The sequence below is a fragment of the Hymenobacter nivis genome, assembly GCF_006439025.1.
GTDB lineage: Bacteria > Bacteroidota > Bacteroidia > Cytophagales > Hymenobacteraceae > Hymenobacter > Hymenobacter nivis_A.
Genome location: NZ_RCYZ01000001.1, coordinates 904,947 through 921,355 on the forward strand (window position 1 = coordinate 904,947; position 16,409 = coordinate 921,355).

Consider the following 16,409-nt stretch of genomic DNA (forward strand, 5'->3'; position numbering starts at 1 on the left):
GCAAGTGGCTGGTAGTTGATGTGGTCAATGCACAACTTACGGCAAAAACGGGGCGCAAGGCCATAAAGAGGGCCCCACCGGCCCGGCCCCACTGCTTGGGCCGGGCCGGTGGGGCCCGTCGATTGTCCACGTTCAACGGGGGGCCCTACGCCACGCCCAGCGCCGCTAGGGCCCGCTCGGCGGCCAGCTGTTCCGCCTGCTTCTTGCTGAGGCCCATGCCGGTGGCCACAATTTCCTCGTCAAGCAGCACCGTGGCGGTGAATTCCATGGTGCCGCCGGGCCGGGCCTCGCCGCTGAGGTCGTAGCGCAGGTTTTTGCCCTGGCGCTGGGCCCACTCCACCAGCTTGCTTTTGAAGTTGGCCGTGGTGGTGGTGAGCGTGTGCACGTCCACGAAGCCCTTGACGAGGCGGGTGAGGATGAACTTGCGGGCTGCTTTGTAGCCCAAATCCAAGTACACGGCCCCCACCAGGGCTTCCAGCGCGTTGCCGTTCACCGAGCGCGAGCGGGCCCCGCGGCCGCTGGCCACGTCGAGCTGCACCAGCTTGTCCAGCCCCAGCTTCAGCGCGATGCCGTTGAGGCTCTCGCGGTTGACGATGCGCGAGCGCACCTCCGTCAGGAATCCCTCCTGCTCGTAGGGGTACTTCTGAAACAGGTACTCGGCCACCACGGCCCCCAGAATGGCGTCGCCCAGAAACTCCAGCCGTTCGTTGGTTTGCTGGCGGTTTTTCTCGGGCAGTGCCCGCACCGCCGAGGCGTGCGTGAACGCCAGCCGGTACAGCCGGGCATTACCGGGGGCCTGGCCAGTAACGGTGCCGACGGCCTTGCGGAAGGCCTTATCCGAACCAAGCAGCCGCGAAACGAAACCTAACAAAACGAAGGCGAAAAATTACAGCTTGCGAAAAATCACCGACGTGTTGTGGCCCCCGAAGCCGAAGGTGTTGCTCATGGCCACGTTCACCTCGCGGGCCTGGGCCACGTTGGGGGTGAAGTTCAGGGCTTGGTTAATTTCCGGGTCGGGCGTGTGCAGGTTGATGGTGGGGGGCACCAAGCTGTTCTGCATCGCAAAAATGCACGCCACCGCCTCGATGCCGCCGGCCCCGCCCAGCAGGTGCCCGGTCATGCTCTTGGTCGAGGAAATGTTCAGCGCCGCGGCATGGGCCCCAAACACGGTTTCGATGGCCTTGATTTCGGCCCCGTCGCCGAGCGGCGTGCTCGTGCCGTGGGTGTTGATGTAGTCCACGTCTTCAGGCTTGATGCCGGCGTCGCGCAGCGCGTTCTGCATCACCAGCACCACGCCCGAGCCCGAGGGGTCGGGGGCGGTGATGTGGTACGCGTCCGACGACATGCCACCGCCGATGACCTCGGCGTACATTTTGGCGCCGCGGGCCTTGGCGTGCTCGTACTCTTCGAGCACCAGGGCCCCAGCGCCCTCGCCCAGCACGAAGCCGTCGCGGTCCTTGTCGTAGGGCCGCGAGGCAGAGGCGGGGTCGTCGTTGCGCTCGCTCATGGCCTTGAGGGCATTGAAGCCGCCCACGCCCGACTCGGTGATGGCCGCCTCGGAGCCGCCGGTCACGATGGCGTCGGCCAGGCCCAGGCGGATGTTGTTGAAAGCGGCAATCAGCGCGTCGTTGGAGGAGGCGCAGGCCGAGGTGGTGACGAAGTTGGGGCCCCGGAAGCCGTTTTTGATGGAGATGTTGCCCGACGAGGAGTCGGCAATCATGCGCGGAATGAAGAAGGGCGAGTAGCGCGGCGTGCCGTCGCCGCGCTCAAACTGGAAGCATTCTTCTTGCAGCGAGCGCAGCCCGCCGATGCCCGAGCCCCAAATCACGCCCACGCGGTCTTTATCCACGCCGTCCAGCAGGCCGGCGTCGGCAATGGCCTCGTCGGCGGCGATGACCGCGAACTGCGTGAAGAGGTCCATTTTGCGGCCCTCTTTGCGGTCGAAGTAAGTGTCGGGGTTGTAGTCCTTCACCTCGCAGGCAAAGCGGGTTTTGAACTTGGCGGCGGGGAAACGGGTGATGGGGGCCGCGCCGCTCACGCCGTTCTTTAAGCCCTCCCAGTAAGCCGGGACGGTGCTGCCAATCGGCGTGATGGCTCCAAGGCCGGTAACGACAACGCGTCGGATGGACGACATAAGCAAGCGCCAAAAGCGCAAAAAAGGGAGCAGACTAAAACCACGAAACCGGCCGGCGGCGAGCCGGCCGGTCATGGCAACTATAAGGCGTAGAGACTACTTGGCGTGCTCTTCGAGGTAGCTAACGGCCTGGCCCACGGTCTGGATGTTCTCGGCCTGGTCGTCGGGGATGCTTACGTTGAACTCCTTTTCGAATTCCATAATCAGCTCCACGGTGTCGAGCGAATCGGCGCCCAGGTCGTTGGTGAAGCTAGCTTCCGGGGTCACTTCCGAGGCTTCCACACCTAGTTTATCGATAATGATGGCCTTTACTTTTTCTGCGATTTCAGACATTTCCGTGGGGTTTAGGGAAGATTACAGCGCAAAGTAACGAGAGATTTTCTAACCAGGCCCGGTATTGGGGCCCAAAACGCGGGTGTAAGATTGTGGCCGGGGCCCGTGTTTGGGGCCCCAATCGCCCGTAGCTTTGCCCCGGCTGCCCAGTGAGGCGGCCGCCCGCTGCCGTGACGAAGACTTTTACCCTGGACGTGGAGCTGGCCTGCGATTTCGACCTGTTCGGGCTCGTGTCCAGCGCCCGCGACTACTCGCTGGCCTGGGCCCTCAACCGGGCCCTGCGCCTGCGCTTGTGCCGGCAGCCCGAACTGCTGCTGCCGCTGCCCGGGCGCGAGCCCCTCGTGTTCAGCCATTACTTGTACGTTACGGACGTGCTCACGCTGCGCTTGTTTCGCAACCGGGCCCTGGTACCTTCGGCCTTACCCAAGCCCTTCCTGGCCCCCGACGTGCGGGAATACGACTACCTGCTGGCCATTACTAACGGCGGCCAGGAGCTGGCCGGCGCGCCGTTGGTGCATCGCCTCCAGGCCCTGCCCGCCGTGCAGCACGCCGTCCAGTTCGACCCCGATACGCTTAAGTACAAAGAAAACTTGATTTTGTAGGGCCCCCAGCCCCGGCACCGGCCGGTTCCTTTTCCTTAAACTTGCAGCCCGAACCCTTCTCCCCTTCAATGGAAAACCGCCCCAGCTTTAATAAAACTAAGATCGTGGCCACCGTGGGCCCCGCCTCTAACACCTACGAGCGCCTCGGCACCCTCATCCGCGAGGGCGTAGACGTGTTCCGGCTCAACTTTTCGCACGGCAAGCACGAGGAGCACCTCGAGGTCATCAACTTGGTGCGCCGCCTCAACAAGGATCTGCGCACCAACGTGGGCCTGCTCCAAGACTTACAGGGCCCCAAGATTCGCCTAGGCGACGTGGAAGGCGGTGGCGTGGAAATCGCGCGCGGCGACAAAATCAAGCTCGTGTGCGGCGAGAAGGAGATCAGCACCGCCACCCGCCTGAGCACGATTTACCTGGGCCTGGCCCGCGACGTGAAACCCGGCGACGCCATCCTCATCGACGACGGCAAGATTGAGCTGAAGGTGCTGGCCACCGACCGCGAATCGGAAGTGGATGTGGAAGTGATTTACGGCGGCCTGGTGAAGCCCCGCAAGGGCATCAACCTGCCCGACTCGAAGGTGTCGGCCCCGAGCATGACGGAGAAGGACATCGAGGACCTCAAATTTGGCCTAGCCAACGACGTGGACTGGATTGCGCTGAGCTTCGCGCGCCGCGCCGAGGACATCCGCTTCATCAAGCAGCTGATTGCCGAAGCGGGCAAGGACACCCGCGTGGTGGCCAAAATTGAGACGCCCGAGGGCCTGGAAAACCTCGACGAAATCATTGCCATCACCGACGCCGTGATGGTGGCCCGCGGCGACCTCGGCGTGGAGGTGAAGATGGAAGAGGTGCCGATGGCCCAGAAGATGATCATCGCCAAGTGCAACGCTGCCGGCAAGCCCGTCATCGTGGCCACCCAGATGATGGAATCGATGATCACGGCCCCGCGCCCCACCCGCGCCGAAACCAGCGACGTGGCCAACGCCGTGCTCGACGGGGCCGACGCCGTGATGCTCTCGGCCGAAACCGCCGTGGGGGCCTACCCCGCCGAGGTCATCCGCTCCATGGTGGGCACCATCATGAGCGTGGAATCGCAGAGCCCGCGCCTGTTCTACCGCTGGCACACCATCGAGCCGGCCAGCACGTCGTTCATCGCCAACAGCATCTTGTCGGCGGCTTGCCACTTGGCCAAAAACACGGATGCCAAGGCCATCACCGGCCTCACGCACAACGGCTACACGGCCTTCCAAATCGCCAAGTACCGCCCCAAGGCCAGCATCTTCATCTTCACCGGCAACCGCTCGCTGCTCACCGCCCTAAGCCTCGTGTGGGGCGTGCGTGGCTTCTACTACGACCGCTATATCAGCACCGACAGCACTGTGGCCGATATCCGCTCGGTGCTCACCACCACCGGCCACCTGGCCGCTGGCGATGTGTTCATCACCACCGGCTCGATGCCAATGCAGGATAAGGGCAAGGCCAACATGGTGAAAGTGACCGTGGCCTAAGCCAGCAATTTCAGCAGCCGTCCACGGCTTACTGTTGAAAGAAGAACGCCCCGGCCGCAGTAGCAGCCGGGGCGTTTCTGCTGGGGGCCCATCGGGTATGTTATTAAGAATATTAGCCAACAACTAATTGTTAATCTTCTTAATATCAACAATTTACGCCAGAAGTAATAGCAGTTTACTTTTACGCAACTACTTACCGGGACCCATTCGAAAAGCAGTTGCAAAGCCAGCGCGCAGGGCCCCCAGATGACCTTGCGAGCCTCCCGCGAGGCCTTCTGGGGGCCCTGCGCGCCTACGGGCAGCATCAGCAGGCCGCTTGAACGCACCGCTCTCCGCAGGAGTGGGGCCGGTACGAGGGTGAGTGGGCCTGTAGGGTTCTCCAGGGGCCCAGCTGGTTTCAACGCTCCCACTTGGCCTTGCCTCAGTAGCCACTGCCAGCCGCCGCGTACGGGGAAGCTGCCTTATCCAGCCGGTCCAAACGCACAAGGGCCCCCGTTTCCAGCTGGAAACGGGGGCCTCTTGGTATAGAGCGGAGGACCGAACCTTGGGGCGGCGCAGTTCGGCCCTCCTATTCGTTACGCGCCAAGCGCATTAACGAACTTCGTGAGCTTGCTTTTGTTGTTAGCAGCTTTGTTTTTGTGGATGATGTTCTTTTTGGCCAAACGGTCCAACATCGACGACACTTTCTTCAACAGGTCCTGAGCGGCCGTTTTGTCGGTGGTGGCGCGCAGCTTTTTGATAGCCGTACGGGTCGATTTGTGCTGGTAGCGGTTCAGTACGCGCTTGGCTTCGTTGCTGCGGATGCGCTTGAGAGCCGACTTGTGGTTTGCCATGACAAGAAAAACTATAAAAATCGGCCGTTGGGCCGAGGATTTTTGCGTTTGGGAGAGCAAAGGTACTGAATTATTCTGAACCAGCAACCCCAGGCCCCAAGAAATTTGGGAAGGACTCGTTTCAAATAGCTTTTTGATGAAAAAGTGGCCGGCGGGCCGATTGCTTCCCACCTTTGGGCAGGGCCCCGCCGCTCGGTGCCGGGGCCCCAATTGCTTTTTTTGCCATGCCCCTCGTTTCGCACTCAGCCTACCAGCCGCCCCACTACCTGTTCAATGGCCACGTGCAGACCATTGTGCCCAGCCTGTGGCGCTCGGTGCCCGACGTGGCTTACGAGCGCGAGCGGCTGGAGCTGGCCGACGGCGACTTCCTCGACTTGGATTGGAGCCGCCTGCCCGCCGGGGCCCCCACCGATGGCCTCGTCGTCGTGTCGCACGGCTTGGAGGGCAGCAGCGACCGGGCCTATGTGCGCGGCATGGTGCGGGCCCTCAACCGCGCCGGCCTCGACGCGCTGGCCTGGAACTACCGCAGCTGCGGCGGCGAAATGAACCGCCTGCTCCGCTCCTACCACCTCGGCGACACCGAGGACCTGGACCTGGTACTGCGCCACGCCCTGGCCACCGGCCGCTACCGGCGGGCGTACCTAACGGGCTTTTCGGCGGGCGGCAACGTGACGCTCAAGTACTTGGGCGAGGCCCCCGGCCGGGTGCCGGCCGAAGTAAAGCGCGCCGCTGTGTTTTCGGTGCCCACCGATTTGCGGGCCAGCTCTATGCAAATTGCCCGGCCCCAAAACACGGTGTACATGCGGCGCTTCATGAAGACGCTGCGCCAGAAAATCCGGGAAAAAGCCGCGCTGCTGCCCGGCGAGGTGGACCTGACCGGGCTCGACGAGCTGCGCGATTTTCCGCAGTTTGATAACCGCTACACGGCCCCCATGCACGGCTTTGCCTCGGCCGATGCCTACTACGCCCACGCCAGCTCGGGGCAGTACCTGGCTGATATCCAGATACCCACACTACTAGTGAACGCGGAAAACGACCCGTTTCTGACGCCCTCATGCTTTCCGCGGGCCGTGGCGGCAGCCTCGGCTTTTATGTACCTCGAAACGCCGCCTGAAGGCGGGCACGTGGGCTTCGGCGAGGGGGCCCCCGACGGCGCGTACTACTCGGAGCGGCGGGCAGTGGAATTTCTACTGGGGCCCCTGCCGGCCTGATTACCCCCGGCTAGCGCACCCGCGAGTTGGCGGGCACGAACACGACTTTCTTGGTTTCGTAGAATTCTTCGGGGAAGAACTGTGCCAAGTCAGTGACGGTGGCCACCAGGCCCGATTCGGCAATTTCCTCGGTCAGGTCGCCGCCTTTTAGCAGGTACATCCCGCTCTCGCGCAGGCCCTTGGGCTTGAACAGGTGGGCTACCCAGGGGTGGAAGGTGGCGAGGCGGGCCACGGCGCGGCTCACCACAAAATCGTACTTGGGGCGCAACTGCTCGGCGCGGGTCTGCTCGGCCGTCACGTTGTCGAGGCCCAGGGCCCCGGCCATGAACTGCACCGCCCGGATCTTCTTCCCGATGCTGTCCACCAAGTGGAAGTGCACCTCGGGAAAGGCAATGGCCAGCGGTAGGCCGGGCAGGCCCCCGCCGGTGCCCACGTCGAGCACGGCGCTGCCCTTGGGGAACTGCACCACCTTGGCAATGCCCAGCGAGTGCAAGATGTGCCGCTCCGTGAAGTTGTCCATGTCGGCGCGCGACACCAGGTTCACCTGCTCGTTGATGAGACGGAACTCGGCTTCAAACTGCTTGAAAAGCTGGAGCTGCGCGGGCGTGAAGGCGGGGAAGTGCTGCTGGAGGAGGTTCATGGGTGCAAAGGTGCACGGTTCGGCGGGTTTGGGGTAGCGGCGGGGGCCCTGCGCTTGGCAAGGCGCGGTCAATTGTGAAAAATTTTATAGTTAATTGATTTACGATATAAATTTATTTTTTATCAACACATATTTATTGAATATCAATAAATATGTGTTGCTTTGCTGGCGGAAATTATTTCTTATTCGTCATGCAAAAAGAGCGATTGAAGCACTGGTTTGGCTTGAGAGGCATGCTGCTCCTCAGCCGGGTGGTGGTGGGCATGCTGTTGTTTGGTGCCTTTGTATTTTCAATTCAGGCAATTGGACGCACCTACGACATCGCCACCGGGGGCCCTGAGGTTCGGCTGGCGCTGAACACTTTTTCGCCCAATTTATTCCCTGCACTACACGATGCCAAAGCCGGGTTTGACGAGGGTTGGCAAGGCAATCCCATGCGCGAGGACCGGGGGCCCCTGCCCACACTGCAAGCTGCTACCACGGGTTTTGAGCTGGCGGCCAACCCACGCGAGCCGCTGCTTCGCTACCACGAGCCCACACCCTGGAAACGGGTGACGCTGTTTTACCTGGGGGCTTCCAATAGCTTGTTTTCATTGCCTTGGCTACTTTTCCTAGCCATTGGTAGCTGGCTGCTGTGGCGGCTGCTACTGGACGTGACGCCCGACGCACCGTTCACTTTTGCGAACGCCCGGCGGCTGAGCCAGTTGTCGCTGCTGGTATTGGGCTTAGCCATCTGGGAGAAAGTGGCCTATTACCTAGTCCGCGCCCTGGTGCCCACCTTTCGGGCCCCGGGATTAACCGAAACCCTCAACCATTACGTTTTCCTGAACACCGGAAACACGCTGCCGAACGTGTGGATGGGCATTGTGCTGGCCATTATCGCCATCGTATACCGGCGCGGCGTGGCGCTGAGCCAGGAAGCCGAACTCGTTATCTGATGCCAATTATTGTAAACCTCGACGTGATGCTGGCCCGGCGCAAGATGACGCTCAGCGCGTTGGCCGAGGCCGTGGGCATCACCCTGGCCAACCTCTCCATCCTGAAAAGCGGAAAGGCCAAGGCGGTGCGCTTCAGCACGCTGGCCGCCATTTGCCAGGCCCTGGACTGCCAGCCGGGCGACTTGCTGGCCCACGGCCCCGACCCGGCCGACCTGCGCCCGGGCACCGACTAGGGCCCCCGGGCGGGCACAAAAAAAGCCCCGGCTTGCGCCGGGGCTTTTTGCATTAAACCTGCTTAAATGATCTGGCGGGTGTGCTTCATCATGTCGTAGAGCAGCTCGCGGGCGCGGTGCAGCTGGGCCTTCACGGTGCCCAGGGGGGCCTTGAGCTCGGTGGCAATTTCCTCGTAGCTCAGCTCGTCGAAGTAGCGCAGGCTCACCAGGCGCTGGTACTTATCGGGCAGGCGCGACACGACGTGGCGCATGATTTCGATTTTCTGGTTGCGCACAGCGTGCTCGGCCGGGTTCAGGTCGTTGTCGCGGAAATCGATGGTGATTTCGTCGCCGTTGTCCACCTTGATGGCCGAATCAATCGACATCGTTTTGATTTTATTCTTGCGAATGAAATCGATACAGTTGTTGGTGGCGATGCGGAACAGCCAGGTGCTGAAGGCGTACTCGGGATTGAATTTGTGCAGGTTTTTGAAGGCTTTGGCGAAGGCCTCGATGGTGAGGTCCTCGGCGTCGTCCTGGTTGCGCACCATTTTCAGCACCACGTGGTACACGGGCTTCTTGTAAATCTGCATCAGCTCGGCGTAGGCCTTCTCGTCGCCGTGGTCCACGGCGGCGCGGATTAGCTTGAAGTCGTGCTTGGCTTTAGCAGAAAATTGCTTTTGAATATCTTGATTATTAGTTACTTCCATCGAAGGGAACGCTTGAATAGCAAGGAAAAGCTGATGGCAACGTATTGGGCGAAGTACAAGCCATCGAGCAGCGGTAGCCACGCGGACGGCAATTTCTGTTCCAATCGCCGGCCAAGGATGCCATACACGTAGGCCAGCGCGAAAGTTCGCAAGGCCCAAACTACCGCCAAAGGTACCCAATATTGGGGCGAAAATACTAGTCCCGCGGTGAGGGCGTAGGGCAGTAAATTGGCCATTACGAAGGTGCCGATGCGGGCGCGGTCGGCCAGGCGGTAGCGGCTGCCGGCCGAGAGGTGGCGGCGCTTCTGCGTCCACCAGGCCCCCCAGGTGGCGGCCGGCTCGCTCAGGGTGTGGGCGGGGGCATCGGCCACCACGGCGGCGCGCACGCCCTGGGCCACTGCATCTTGCACCAGCAAGTCGTCGTCGCCGCTGAGGCGGCGGATGTGGCTGGCGAATCCCTTAGCGGCCGCAAACGTGGCCCAGGTGTACCCCAGGTTGCGGCCCACGCCCATGTAGGGCCGCCCGCGCCAAGCAAAGCTGAGGTACTGGGCGGCGGTGAGCAGCGTTTCGTAGCGGATGAGGCGGTTGAGCAGCCCGGGGCCCTCGGCGTAGCCCGAGAAGCCCAGCACGAGGCCAGCCGGGGCCCCGGGGGCCCCAAAGCCGCGCTGCATCAGGCGCAGCCACTGGTTGGTGGCCGGAATGCAGTCGGCGTCGGTGAAGAGCAGGCGGGGGTGGGTGGCGGCCTTAATGCCCAGGGTGAGGGCGTATTTCTTGGGGGCGAAGCCGTCGGGGGTGCTTTTGATGGTGACGAGGCGGAAGCGGCCGGCGTAGTACTGGCCCAGCTGCTGGGCGTAGTCCTGGGTTTCGTCGTAGCTGCGGTCGTCGATGAGCACCACTTCGAAGCCCGCCGGGTAATCCTGCTTCAGCAATAAAGGCAGCAGGCGGCGCAGGTTTTCCAGCTCGTTGCGGGCACACACGACGATGGACACCGGCTCGTCGTCGGCGTGGGGCCCCGGGGCGTCGGCCGGGGCCTCGGCGGGGCGGCGGGCGAAGGGCCCGAAGTAGTAGAACCAGTAGTAGAACTGCGCCAGCACGCAGGCCACCAGCAACCAGAAAACAGGGGACTTGGGTAAATACGGAGGCAACGGCAGGCAACGCGAATGAGCGGGCAAAGGTAGGGGCCCCGGGCCGGCGGGGTTACCTTTGCGGGTGCTTATGACCTTTGACCTCATTGCCCGCGACCCCGCCACCAAGGCCCGCGCCGGCCTGCTGCACACGGCCCACGGGGCCATCGAAACGCCCATTTTTATGCCCGTGGGCACGGCCGGCACCGTAAAAGCGGTGAGCCAGCAGGTGCTGCGCACCGACGTGCAGGCCCAGATCATCCTCGGCAATACCTACCACCTGTACCTGCGCCCGGGCTTGGAGGTGCTGCAAGCCGCCGGGGGCCTGCACAAGTTCAACGGCTGGGACGGGCCCATCCTGACGGACTCGGGCGGCTACCAGGTGTTTTCGCTCAGCAACACCCGCAAAATCAAGGAGGACGGCGTGACGTTCCGCTCGCACGTCGATGGGTCGAAGCACTTGTTTACGCCGGAGGGCGTGATGGACATCCAGCGCGTGATTGGGGCCGACATCATCATGGCCTTCGATGAGTGCACGCCCTGGCCCTGCGACTACGACTACGCCCGCCGCTCGCTGGACATGACGCACCGCTGGCTGCAACGCTGCATTGCGCGCTTCGATACCACGGAGGGCCTCTACGGCTTCGAGCAGAACCTTTTCCCCATCGTGCAGGGCAGCACTTTTAAGGATCTGCGGGTGCAGTCGGCCGAGTTTGTGGCGGCCCAGGGGCGGGCCGGCAACGCCATTGGGGGCCTGAGCGTGGGCGAGCCCGCCGAGATGATGTACGAGATGACGGAGCTGGTCTGCGACATCCTGCCCGCCGACAAGCCCCGCTACCTGATGGGCGTGGGCACGCCGGCCAACATCTTGGAAAACATTGCGTTGGGCGTGGACATGTTCGACTGCGTGATGCCGACCCGCAACGCCCGCAACGGCATGCTGTTCACCACCCAGGGCATTGTCAACATCACCAACAAGAAGTGGGCGACGGACTTCACGCCCATCGACCCCAGCCTGCCCGGCGTGGCCAGCACCTTCTACTCGCGCGCCTATTTGCGGCACCTGTTCCAGAGCAAGGAGTTGCTGGGGCCCCAAATTGCCTCGGCCCACAACCTGGCCTTCTATTTGTGGCTGGTGCGCGAGGCCCGCACGCAAATCCAGGCCGGCACGTTTGGGCCCTGGAAAGACCGCATGGTGCAGCAAGTGATGACGCGCCTGTAGATCGCAGATTATGCAGATTAACCATGATTTTCGCAGATTCGACCGGGCCGTTCAACTGCGGCTGCGGCGGAATCTGCCATTAATCAGCTCCGTTTGAACGGTCCGTTAGAATCTGCGAAATCAGCTTAGAATCTGCATAATCTGCGATTTATGAATATCCTCGATAAATACATTATCAAGAAATTCCTCACGGCGTTCGTCTTCACGGTGCTCATCATCGTGTCGGTGATTTGCGTGATTGACTTCACCGAGAAGAACGACGACTTCATCCAGCACAAGCTGACGATGAAGCAGATCGTGTTCGAGTACTACGTGTTTCTGTTTCCGTACTTCTCCAACCTGCTGGCCCCGATCACCATTTTTATTGCGGTGGTATTTGTAACGGCCCAGCTGGCGTCGCGCACCGAGATTGTGGCCATCATGGCCAGCGGCGTGAGCTTCAAGCGGTTGCTGGCCCCGTACCTGGGGGCGGCCACGCTGGTGGGGCTGTTCATCTTTGCCCTCACGGGCTGGGTGCTGCCGCTGGCCAACAAGGAGCGCGTGCGCTTCGAGCGGGCCTACGTGAAGCTGCCCTACACCTTCAAGGGGCACGACGTGCACATCCGCATCGGGCCCCGCAGCTACGTGTACATGCAGAGCTACGACAGCCAGCGCAACGTGGGCTACCGCTTTGCCTTGGAGACGATTGACAGCACCATTCTGCACCGGCGCATGACGGCCGACGCCATCAGTTGGGACTCGACCAAGCAGGCCTGGCACATGTCGCCGCAGCTCATCCGCACCTTCCGGGGCCCCCAGGATGAGACACTGCTGACCGTGGCCGCCCGCGACACCACCCTGCGCCTCGTTCCCAAAGATTTCGCCAGCCACTACCGCGAGGAAGAAACCCTGACCTTGCCGCAGCTCAACGCCTTCATCCAGGAGATGGTAGACCGCGGCGCCGACGACACGGCCACTTATATGAGCGCCAAGTACGAGCGCTACTCCTACCCCTTCGCCACGCTCATCCTCACCCTCATCGGCGTGTCGCTCAGCGCCCGGAAGTCGCGGGCCGGGGTGGGCGGGCAAATTGCGCTGGGCTTCGTGCTGGCCTTCGTGTTCATCATTTTCGTGATGTTGAGCCGCAACCTGGCCCAGGTGGGCACCCTGGCCCCGCTGGTGGCCGCCTGGGTGCCCAACACCATTTTCCTGGTCATCGGCCTGGCCCTGTACCGCTTCGTACCGAAGTAAAGACCTGATTAGCAATTTTCTGTCATCCTGAGCGCAGCGAAGGACCTGAAGACAGCCGAACGGTTTGCAGTAATTACGAGTCACTGCGAATTGTTCAGCTGTCGTTAGGTCCTTCGCTGCGCTCAGGATGACAGCTTTTAACCGGACTACCTGCTTGCTGCTTTCCCCATCTGCCACTTTCCCAACATGCTAAAAGACTACCTCCGCCTTCATTTCATTGTGCTGCTGTGGGGCTTCACGGCCATATTGGGCAAGCTGCTGGCCCCCACGCCGGCCGTGGAGCTGGTGTTTTGGCGCACGCTGCTGGCCAGTAGCGGCCTGGGGCTGCTGCTGGCGGCGCGGGGCCTGGGCTGGCGCCTGCCGTGGCGCGAGGCCCTGAAGCTGCTGGGCGTGGGCACGCTGGTGGCCGCCCACTGGATTACGTTTTTCCTGGCCGCGCGCCTCTCGTCAGTGAGCGTGTGCCTGGCGGGGCTGGCCACGCTGGCGTTGTGGACGTCGCTGCTGGAGCCACTGCTGCTGTGGCGGCGGGTGCGGGCCTACGAGGTAGCCCTGGGCCTGGGGGCCATGCTGGGCCTGTACCTGATTTCGCAGGCCGAGCTGAGCCAGCTTACGGGCCTGCTGGTGGCGGTGGGCTCGGCGGGGCTCTCGGCTCTGTTCAGCGTGCTGAACTCGCAGCTGGTGAAGCGCCACGCGCCGGTCAGGCTTACCTTCTACGAGATGGCGGGGGCCTGCCTGAGCATCGCCCTATTCCTGCCGTTTTATGGGCGCTACTTCACCCAGGGCGCGGGCGTGCAGCTGGCGTTGCACGGCTACGGCTGGCTGTGGATGGCCTTGCTGGCGGGTGTGTGCACGGTGTACGCCTTCTCGTCGTCGGTGGAACTGATGAAGCGCCTATCGGCCTTCGTCGTCAACCTCACCATCAATCTGGAGCCGGTGTACGGCATTGTGCTGGCCCAGCTGCTGTACTGGCTGCGGGTGCCGGGCTTCGGGCAGGAGCGCATGTCGGGCGGCTTCTACCTGGGCACCGTCATCATCTTGGTGAGCGTACTTATCCACCCGGTAATCGAGCAGTGGAACCGCCGCCGGGCCCGCCGCGCCCAGGCCCTGGACGCGGTGGTGTAGCCCAGTTTGGAGCGCGGACTTTACTCCGCTGACCTTCGGTTGTAGTCCGCGGTGCTCGCTTCGTCCTGCCGATTGCCGTTCGGCGACCGTTCAGCGCCGCGGACCACAACCGAAGGTTAGCGGCGCTGAACGGTCGCGCTACAGCCGGGGGCCCTAAAGAAGTTTGCGGGGTTGCGCTGTTAGGGAGGCCAAACCCGCCGCTTCCCTTTCCATGACCACCGTTATTTACTGGCTGCGCAACGACCTGCGCCTGCACGACAACGAAGCCCTGGCCGCCCTGCCGCCCAGCGCCGGGGCCCTGCTGCCGGTGTACTGCTTCGACCCCGTGGCCCTGGGGCCCGATGCCTACCTGGGCCTGCCGCGCACCGGCCCGCACCGCCTGGCTTTCCTGCTCGAAACGCTGGCCGACTTGCAGCAGCGCTACGCCGCGCTGGGCTCCGGCATTCACTTCGCCGTGGGCCGCCCCGAGGACGTGCTGCCCGCCCTGGCCCGGCAGCTGGGCGCGCAGGCCGAGCACGCCAGCACCGAGCACACCACCGAGGAAGAGGAGGCTGAAGAAGCCCTCACCGCCGCGCTGGGGCCCCAGATTCCGCTGCGCCGCTTCGAAACCCTGACGCTGCTGCACCCCGCCGACCTGCCCATTCCCCTGCGCAACCTGCCCTTTTCCTTCAGCAAATTTCGGTTCGATGTATTTTCGAAAATGACGGTGCGGCCGCCGCTGCCCGCGCCGCGCCGGCTGCCACCGCTGCCGACGGACTTCGTGCCGGCCGCACTGCCCACGGCGGGGGCCCTGGCCGCGGCGCTGGGCCAGCCGGCACCAGCTACTGTGACATCCGACCAACGCTCGGCCCTGCCTGCGCTGGGCGGGGGCGAAACCGCCGGCCTGGCCCGCCTGCACGATTACGCCGTGGAGCGCCACCTCATCGGCCGCTACGATGACACCCGCAACCAGCTGCTGGGCGAGGCCTTCAGCACCAAGCTGTCGGCCTGGCTGGCCAACGGCAGCCTCTCGGCCCGCCAGATTTGGGCGGCCATTGATGGGTACGACGCCGCCCACGGCGCGCGCAGCAAAGGAGCTATGCAACTGCGGCTGGAACTGCTGTGGCGCGACTACTTCCGCCTGCTGGCCCACAAGGCCGGGCCCGATTTCTTCCGCTGGCGTGGCCTGCGCGGCCAGGTTCCCAAGCCCACTCAGCCCGATAGGGCCGTATTTGAGGACTGGGCCGCCGGGCGCACCGGCAACGCCTTCGTGGATGCCAACATGCGCGAGCTGAATGCCACCGGCTTCATGAGCAACCGCGGCCGCCAGAACGTGGCCAGCTACCTTATCCACGACCTGCACCAGGACTGGCGCTGGGGCGCGGCCTACTTCGAGCACCAGCTCATCGACCACGACGCGGCCTCGAACTGGGGCAACTGGAAGTACATTGCCGGCACCGGCACCGACGTGCGCGACACCGCCTTCGACGTGGCCCAGCAAGCCAAGCGCTACGACCCGCAGGGCCGCTACGTGCGCACCTGGCGGGCGTAGGCTGGTATTTTTTTCAAGATGCCGCTACCTGTATCGCCAAGCTGTGCTTGGCCTTGCCCATGCTGCCCTGGAACCTTGCGCTAGGGGCCCTGGGGCAGCATAGGCAAGGCCAAGCACAGCTTGGCGGCACAGGCACAGCCGGCCACCCCTGGGGCCCTACAGCACCCCGCGCCACACCAGGTACTCAGCGGGCCAATCCAGCGCGGGGGCCTCAGGCTGGCCGGGCCACAGGCCGTACACGGCCGAGCCCGAGCCCGATAGGCTGGCGTAGGCCGCGCCGGCGGCGTAAAGCTGCTCCTTGATGGCGGCCAGCACTGGGTAGGTGGGCGTGAGGGCGGTTTCGAAGTCGTTGGACACGGTGTGGCGCCAGGTTTCGATGGGCCCCCCCAGGGCCTCGCGCAACGGGTGGGCGGGCGCCTGCGGCACGATGCGGGCGTAGGCCTCGGCCGTGCTGATGTGCAGGCCGGGGTACACCACGGCGCAGGCAGTGCCGGCCAGATCGAGGCTGATTTCCTCGAACACGTCGCCTTTCTCGCGGGCCAGCACGGGCTTGTTCTGGATAAAAAAGGCGCAGTCGGCCCCCAGACGGCGGGCGTAGCCTTCCAGCACTTCCGTGGATAACTGCAAGCCAAACAGCTCATTAGCCGCCTTCAGGGCAAAGGCTGCATCAGCCGAGCCGCCGCCCAGGCCCGCCCCGATGGGCACCACCTTGTGCAGGTGCAGCTGCGCGGGCGGCAGCTGCGGGAAATCGGCTTGCAGCAGTTCGTAGGCCCGCACGCACAGGTTGGTGCTGGGGGCCCCGGGAATGGGGCGGCCGCTGAGGCCCAAGCTGGTGGGCTGGCCCGGGGCGGCGGGCAGCAGCTCCAGCGCATCGGTCCAGGGCAGGGGCACAAATACGGTTTCGAGGGTGTGGAAGCCGTCGGGCCGGCGAGCCGTGACGTACAGGCCCAGGTTGAGCTTGGCGTTGGGGAAGGTGAGCAAGGCGGGGAAGAGTGGGTAGAAGGTTGTTGAATGGCTCCGTTAGGCCGTCATGCCGAGCGCAGCAAAGCATCTTTACCG

The 16,409-nt window shown here is 63.4% G+C and carries 17 protein-coding genes; 9 read left to right on the forward strand and 8 right to left on the reverse strand.

The window, feature by feature from the left end; translation table 11 throughout:
- Positions 1–145: 145 nt before the first annotated feature.
- From rnc to EAH73_RS03595, 3 genes are all read right to left on the reverse strand, one after another.
- Entirely contained in the window at positions 146–871 is a 726-nt protein-coding gene (gene rnc / locus EAH73_RS03585) for a ribonuclease III (RefSeq protein WP_140465102.1), read from the reverse strand.
- 15 nt (positions 872–886) lie between these two features.
- A complete protein-coding gene (fabF, locus tag EAH73_RS03590) occupies positions 887–2,134 on the reverse strand; it encodes a beta-ketoacyl-ACP synthase II (RefSeq protein WP_140465103.1) in 1,248 nt (415 codons plus the stop codon).
- A 96-nt stretch (positions 2,135–2,230) separates the two neighbouring features.
- A complete protein-coding gene (locus EAH73_RS03595; protein ID WP_068229068.1) occupies positions 2,231–2,467 on the reverse strand; it encodes an acyl carrier protein in 237 nt (78 codons plus the stop codon).
- Positions 2,468–2,637: 170 nt separating this feature from the next.
- Here EAH73_RS03595 and EAH73_RS03600 point away from each other — a divergent pair, with 170 nt between their 5' ends.
- A complete protein-coding gene (locus EAH73_RS03600; RefSeq protein WP_240047125.1) occupies positions 2,638–3,069 on the forward strand; it encodes an IPExxxVDY family protein in 432 nt (143 codons plus the stop codon).
- A gap of 68 nt (positions 3,070–3,137) precedes the next feature.
- Positions 3,138–4,577, forward strand: a complete 1,440-nt coding sequence (gene pyk / locus EAH73_RS03605) for a pyruvate kinase (protein WP_140465104.1) — start codon at positions 3,138–3,140, stop codon at positions 4,575–4,577.
- Between the two features lie 575 nt (positions 4,578–5,152).
- Here the strand turns inward: pyk and rpsT are convergent.
- Positions 5,153–5,410, reverse strand: coding sequence for a 30S ribosomal protein S20 (gene rpsT, locus EAH73_RS03610; protein WP_140465105.1), 258 nt, complete (start codon positions 5,408–5,410; stop codon positions 5,153–5,155).
- 224 nt (positions 5,411–5,634) lie between these two features.
- On the opposite strand from rpsT, the gene EAH73_RS03615 reads away from it, so the two are divergent.
- The gene (locus EAH73_RS03615) at positions 5,635–6,621 is read left to right on the forward strand and encodes a YheT family hydrolase (RefSeq protein WP_140465106.1); all 987 of its coding nucleotides are present in this window, start codon (positions 5,635–5,637) and stop codon (positions 6,619–6,621) included.
- Between the two features lie 10 nt (positions 6,622–6,631).
- Here EAH73_RS03615 and rsmG read toward each other — a convergent pair whose 3' ends face one another.
- Entirely contained in the window at positions 6,632–7,261 is a 630-nt protein-coding gene (gene rsmG, locus EAH73_RS03620; protein ID WP_140465107.1) for a 16S rRNA (guanine(527)-N(7))-methyltransferase RsmG, read from the reverse strand.
- Positions 7,262–7,452: 191 nt separating this feature from the next.
- Here rsmG and EAH73_RS03625 point away from each other — a divergent pair, with 191 nt between their 5' ends.
- Positions 7,453–8,199 carry a DUF2975 domain-containing protein gene (locus EAH73_RS03625; RefSeq protein ID WP_161599440.1) on the forward strand — a complete coding sequence of 249 codons (747 nt, stop codon included), beginning with the start codon at positions 7,453–7,455 and terminating at the stop codon, positions 8,197–8,199.
- The gene (locus tag EAH73_RS03630) at positions 8,199–8,432 is read left to right on the forward strand and encodes a helix-turn-helix domain-containing protein (protein WP_140465109.1); all 234 of its coding nucleotides are present in this window, start codon (positions 8,199–8,201) and stop codon (positions 8,430–8,432) included. Before EAH73_RS03625 ends, EAH73_RS03630 begins: the two co-directional genes overlap by 1 nt.
- A gap of 62 nt (positions 8,433–8,494) precedes the next feature.
- On the opposite strand, the gene EAH73_RS03635 is transcribed toward EAH73_RS03630, so the two are convergent.
- Positions 8,495–9,121, reverse strand: a complete 627-nt coding sequence (locus EAH73_RS03635; protein ID WP_140465110.1) for an RNA polymerase sigma factor — start codon at positions 9,119–9,121, stop codon at positions 8,495–8,497.
- On the reverse strand, positions 9,112–10,266 hold the full coding sequence (locus EAH73_RS03640; protein ID WP_161599441.1) for a glycosyltransferase: 1,155 nt from the start codon (positions 10,264–10,266) through the stop codon (positions 9,112–9,114). The genes EAH73_RS03635 and EAH73_RS03640 overlap by 10 nt, the downstream gene beginning before the upstream one ends.
- Before the next feature lie 70 nt (positions 10,267–10,336).
- Here EAH73_RS03640 and tgt point away from each other — a divergent pair, with 70 nt between their 5' ends.
- The 4 genes from tgt (at position 10,337) to EAH73_RS03660 (ending at position 15,350) form a co-directional block, all read left to right on the forward strand.
- Entirely contained in the window at positions 10,337–11,467 is a 1,131-nt protein-coding gene (gene tgt / locus EAH73_RS03645) for a tRNA guanosine(34) transglycosylase Tgt (RefSeq protein ID WP_140465112.1), read from the forward strand.
- A 150-nt stretch (positions 11,468–11,617) separates the two neighbouring features.
- On the forward strand, positions 11,618–12,697 hold the full coding sequence (locus EAH73_RS03650; RefSeq protein ID WP_140465113.1) for an LptF/LptG family permease: 1,080 nt from the start codon (positions 11,618–11,620) through the stop codon (positions 12,695–12,697).
- Positions 12,698–12,883: 186 nt separating this feature from the next.
- A complete protein-coding gene (locus EAH73_RS03655) occupies positions 12,884–13,819 on the forward strand; it encodes a DMT family transporter (protein WP_140465114.1) in 936 nt (311 codons plus the stop codon).
- Positions 13,820–14,030: 211 nt separating this feature from the next.
- Positions 14,031–15,350 carry a DASH family cryptochrome gene (locus EAH73_RS03660; protein ID WP_140465115.1) on the forward strand — a complete coding sequence of 440 codons (1,320 nt, stop codon included), beginning with the start codon at positions 14,031–14,033 and terminating at the stop codon, positions 15,348–15,350.
- A gap of 156 nt (positions 15,351–15,506) precedes the next feature.
- On the opposite strand, the gene ispE is transcribed toward EAH73_RS03660, so the two are convergent.
- Positions 15,507–16,331, reverse strand: coding sequence for a 4-(cytidine 5'-diphospho)-2-C-methyl-D-erythritol kinase (ispE, locus tag EAH73_RS03665; protein ID WP_140465116.1), 825 nt, complete (start codon positions 16,329–16,331; stop codon positions 15,507–15,509).
- Positions 16,332–16,409: the final 78 nt, after the last annotated feature.

Bases quoted from the DNA above. Each gene is read 5' to 3' on its own strand.
- EAH73_RS03660 (WP_140465115.1), top strand. From the start codon at position 14,031: ATGACCACCGTTATTTACTGGCTGCGCAACGACCTGCGCCTGCACGAC.
- rsmG (WP_140465107.1), bottom strand. From the start codon at position 7,261: ATGAACCTCCTCCAGCAGCACTTCCCCGCCTTCACGCCCGCGCAGCTC.
- EAH73_RS03615 (WP_140465106.1), top strand. From the start codon at position 5,635: ATGCCCCTCGTTTCGCACTCAGCCTACCAGCCGCCCCACTACCTGTTC.
- EAH73_RS03630 (WP_140465109.1), top strand. From the start codon at position 8,199: ATGCCAATTATTGTAAACCTCGACGTGATGCTGGCCCGGCGCAAGATG.
- fabF (WP_140465103.1), bottom strand. From the start codon at position 2,134: ATGTCGTCCATCCGACGCGTTGTCGTTACCGGCCTTGGAGCCATCACG.
- EAH73_RS03625 (WP_161599440.1), top strand. From the start codon at position 7,453: ATGCAAAAAGAGCGATTGAAGCACTGGTTTGGCTTGAGAGGCATGCTG.
- EAH73_RS03650 (WP_140465113.1), top strand. From the start codon at position 11,618: ATGAATATCCTCGATAAATACATTATCAAGAAATTCCTCACGGCGTTC.
- EAH73_RS03655 (WP_140465114.1), top strand. From the start codon at position 12,884: ATGCTAAAAGACTACCTCCGCCTTCATTTCATTGTGCTGCTGTGGGGC.
- rpsT (WP_140465105.1), bottom strand. From the start codon at position 5,410: ATGGCAAACCACAAGTCGGCTCTCAAGCGCATCCGCAGCAACGAAGCC.
- EAH73_RS03635 (WP_140465110.1), bottom strand. From the start codon at position 9,121: ATGGAAGTAACTAATAATCAAGATATTCAAAAGCAATTTTCTGCTAAA.
- tgt (WP_140465112.1), top strand. From the start codon at position 10,337: ATGACCTTTGACCTCATTGCCCGCGACCCCGCCACCAAGGCCCGCGCC.
- pyk (WP_140465104.1), top strand. From the start codon at position 3,138: ATGGAAAACCGCCCCAGCTTTAATAAAACTAAGATCGTGGCCACCGTG.
- EAH73_RS03595 (WP_068229068.1), bottom strand. From the start codon at position 2,467: ATGTCTGAAATCGCAGAAAAAGTAAAGGCCATCATTATCGATAAACTA.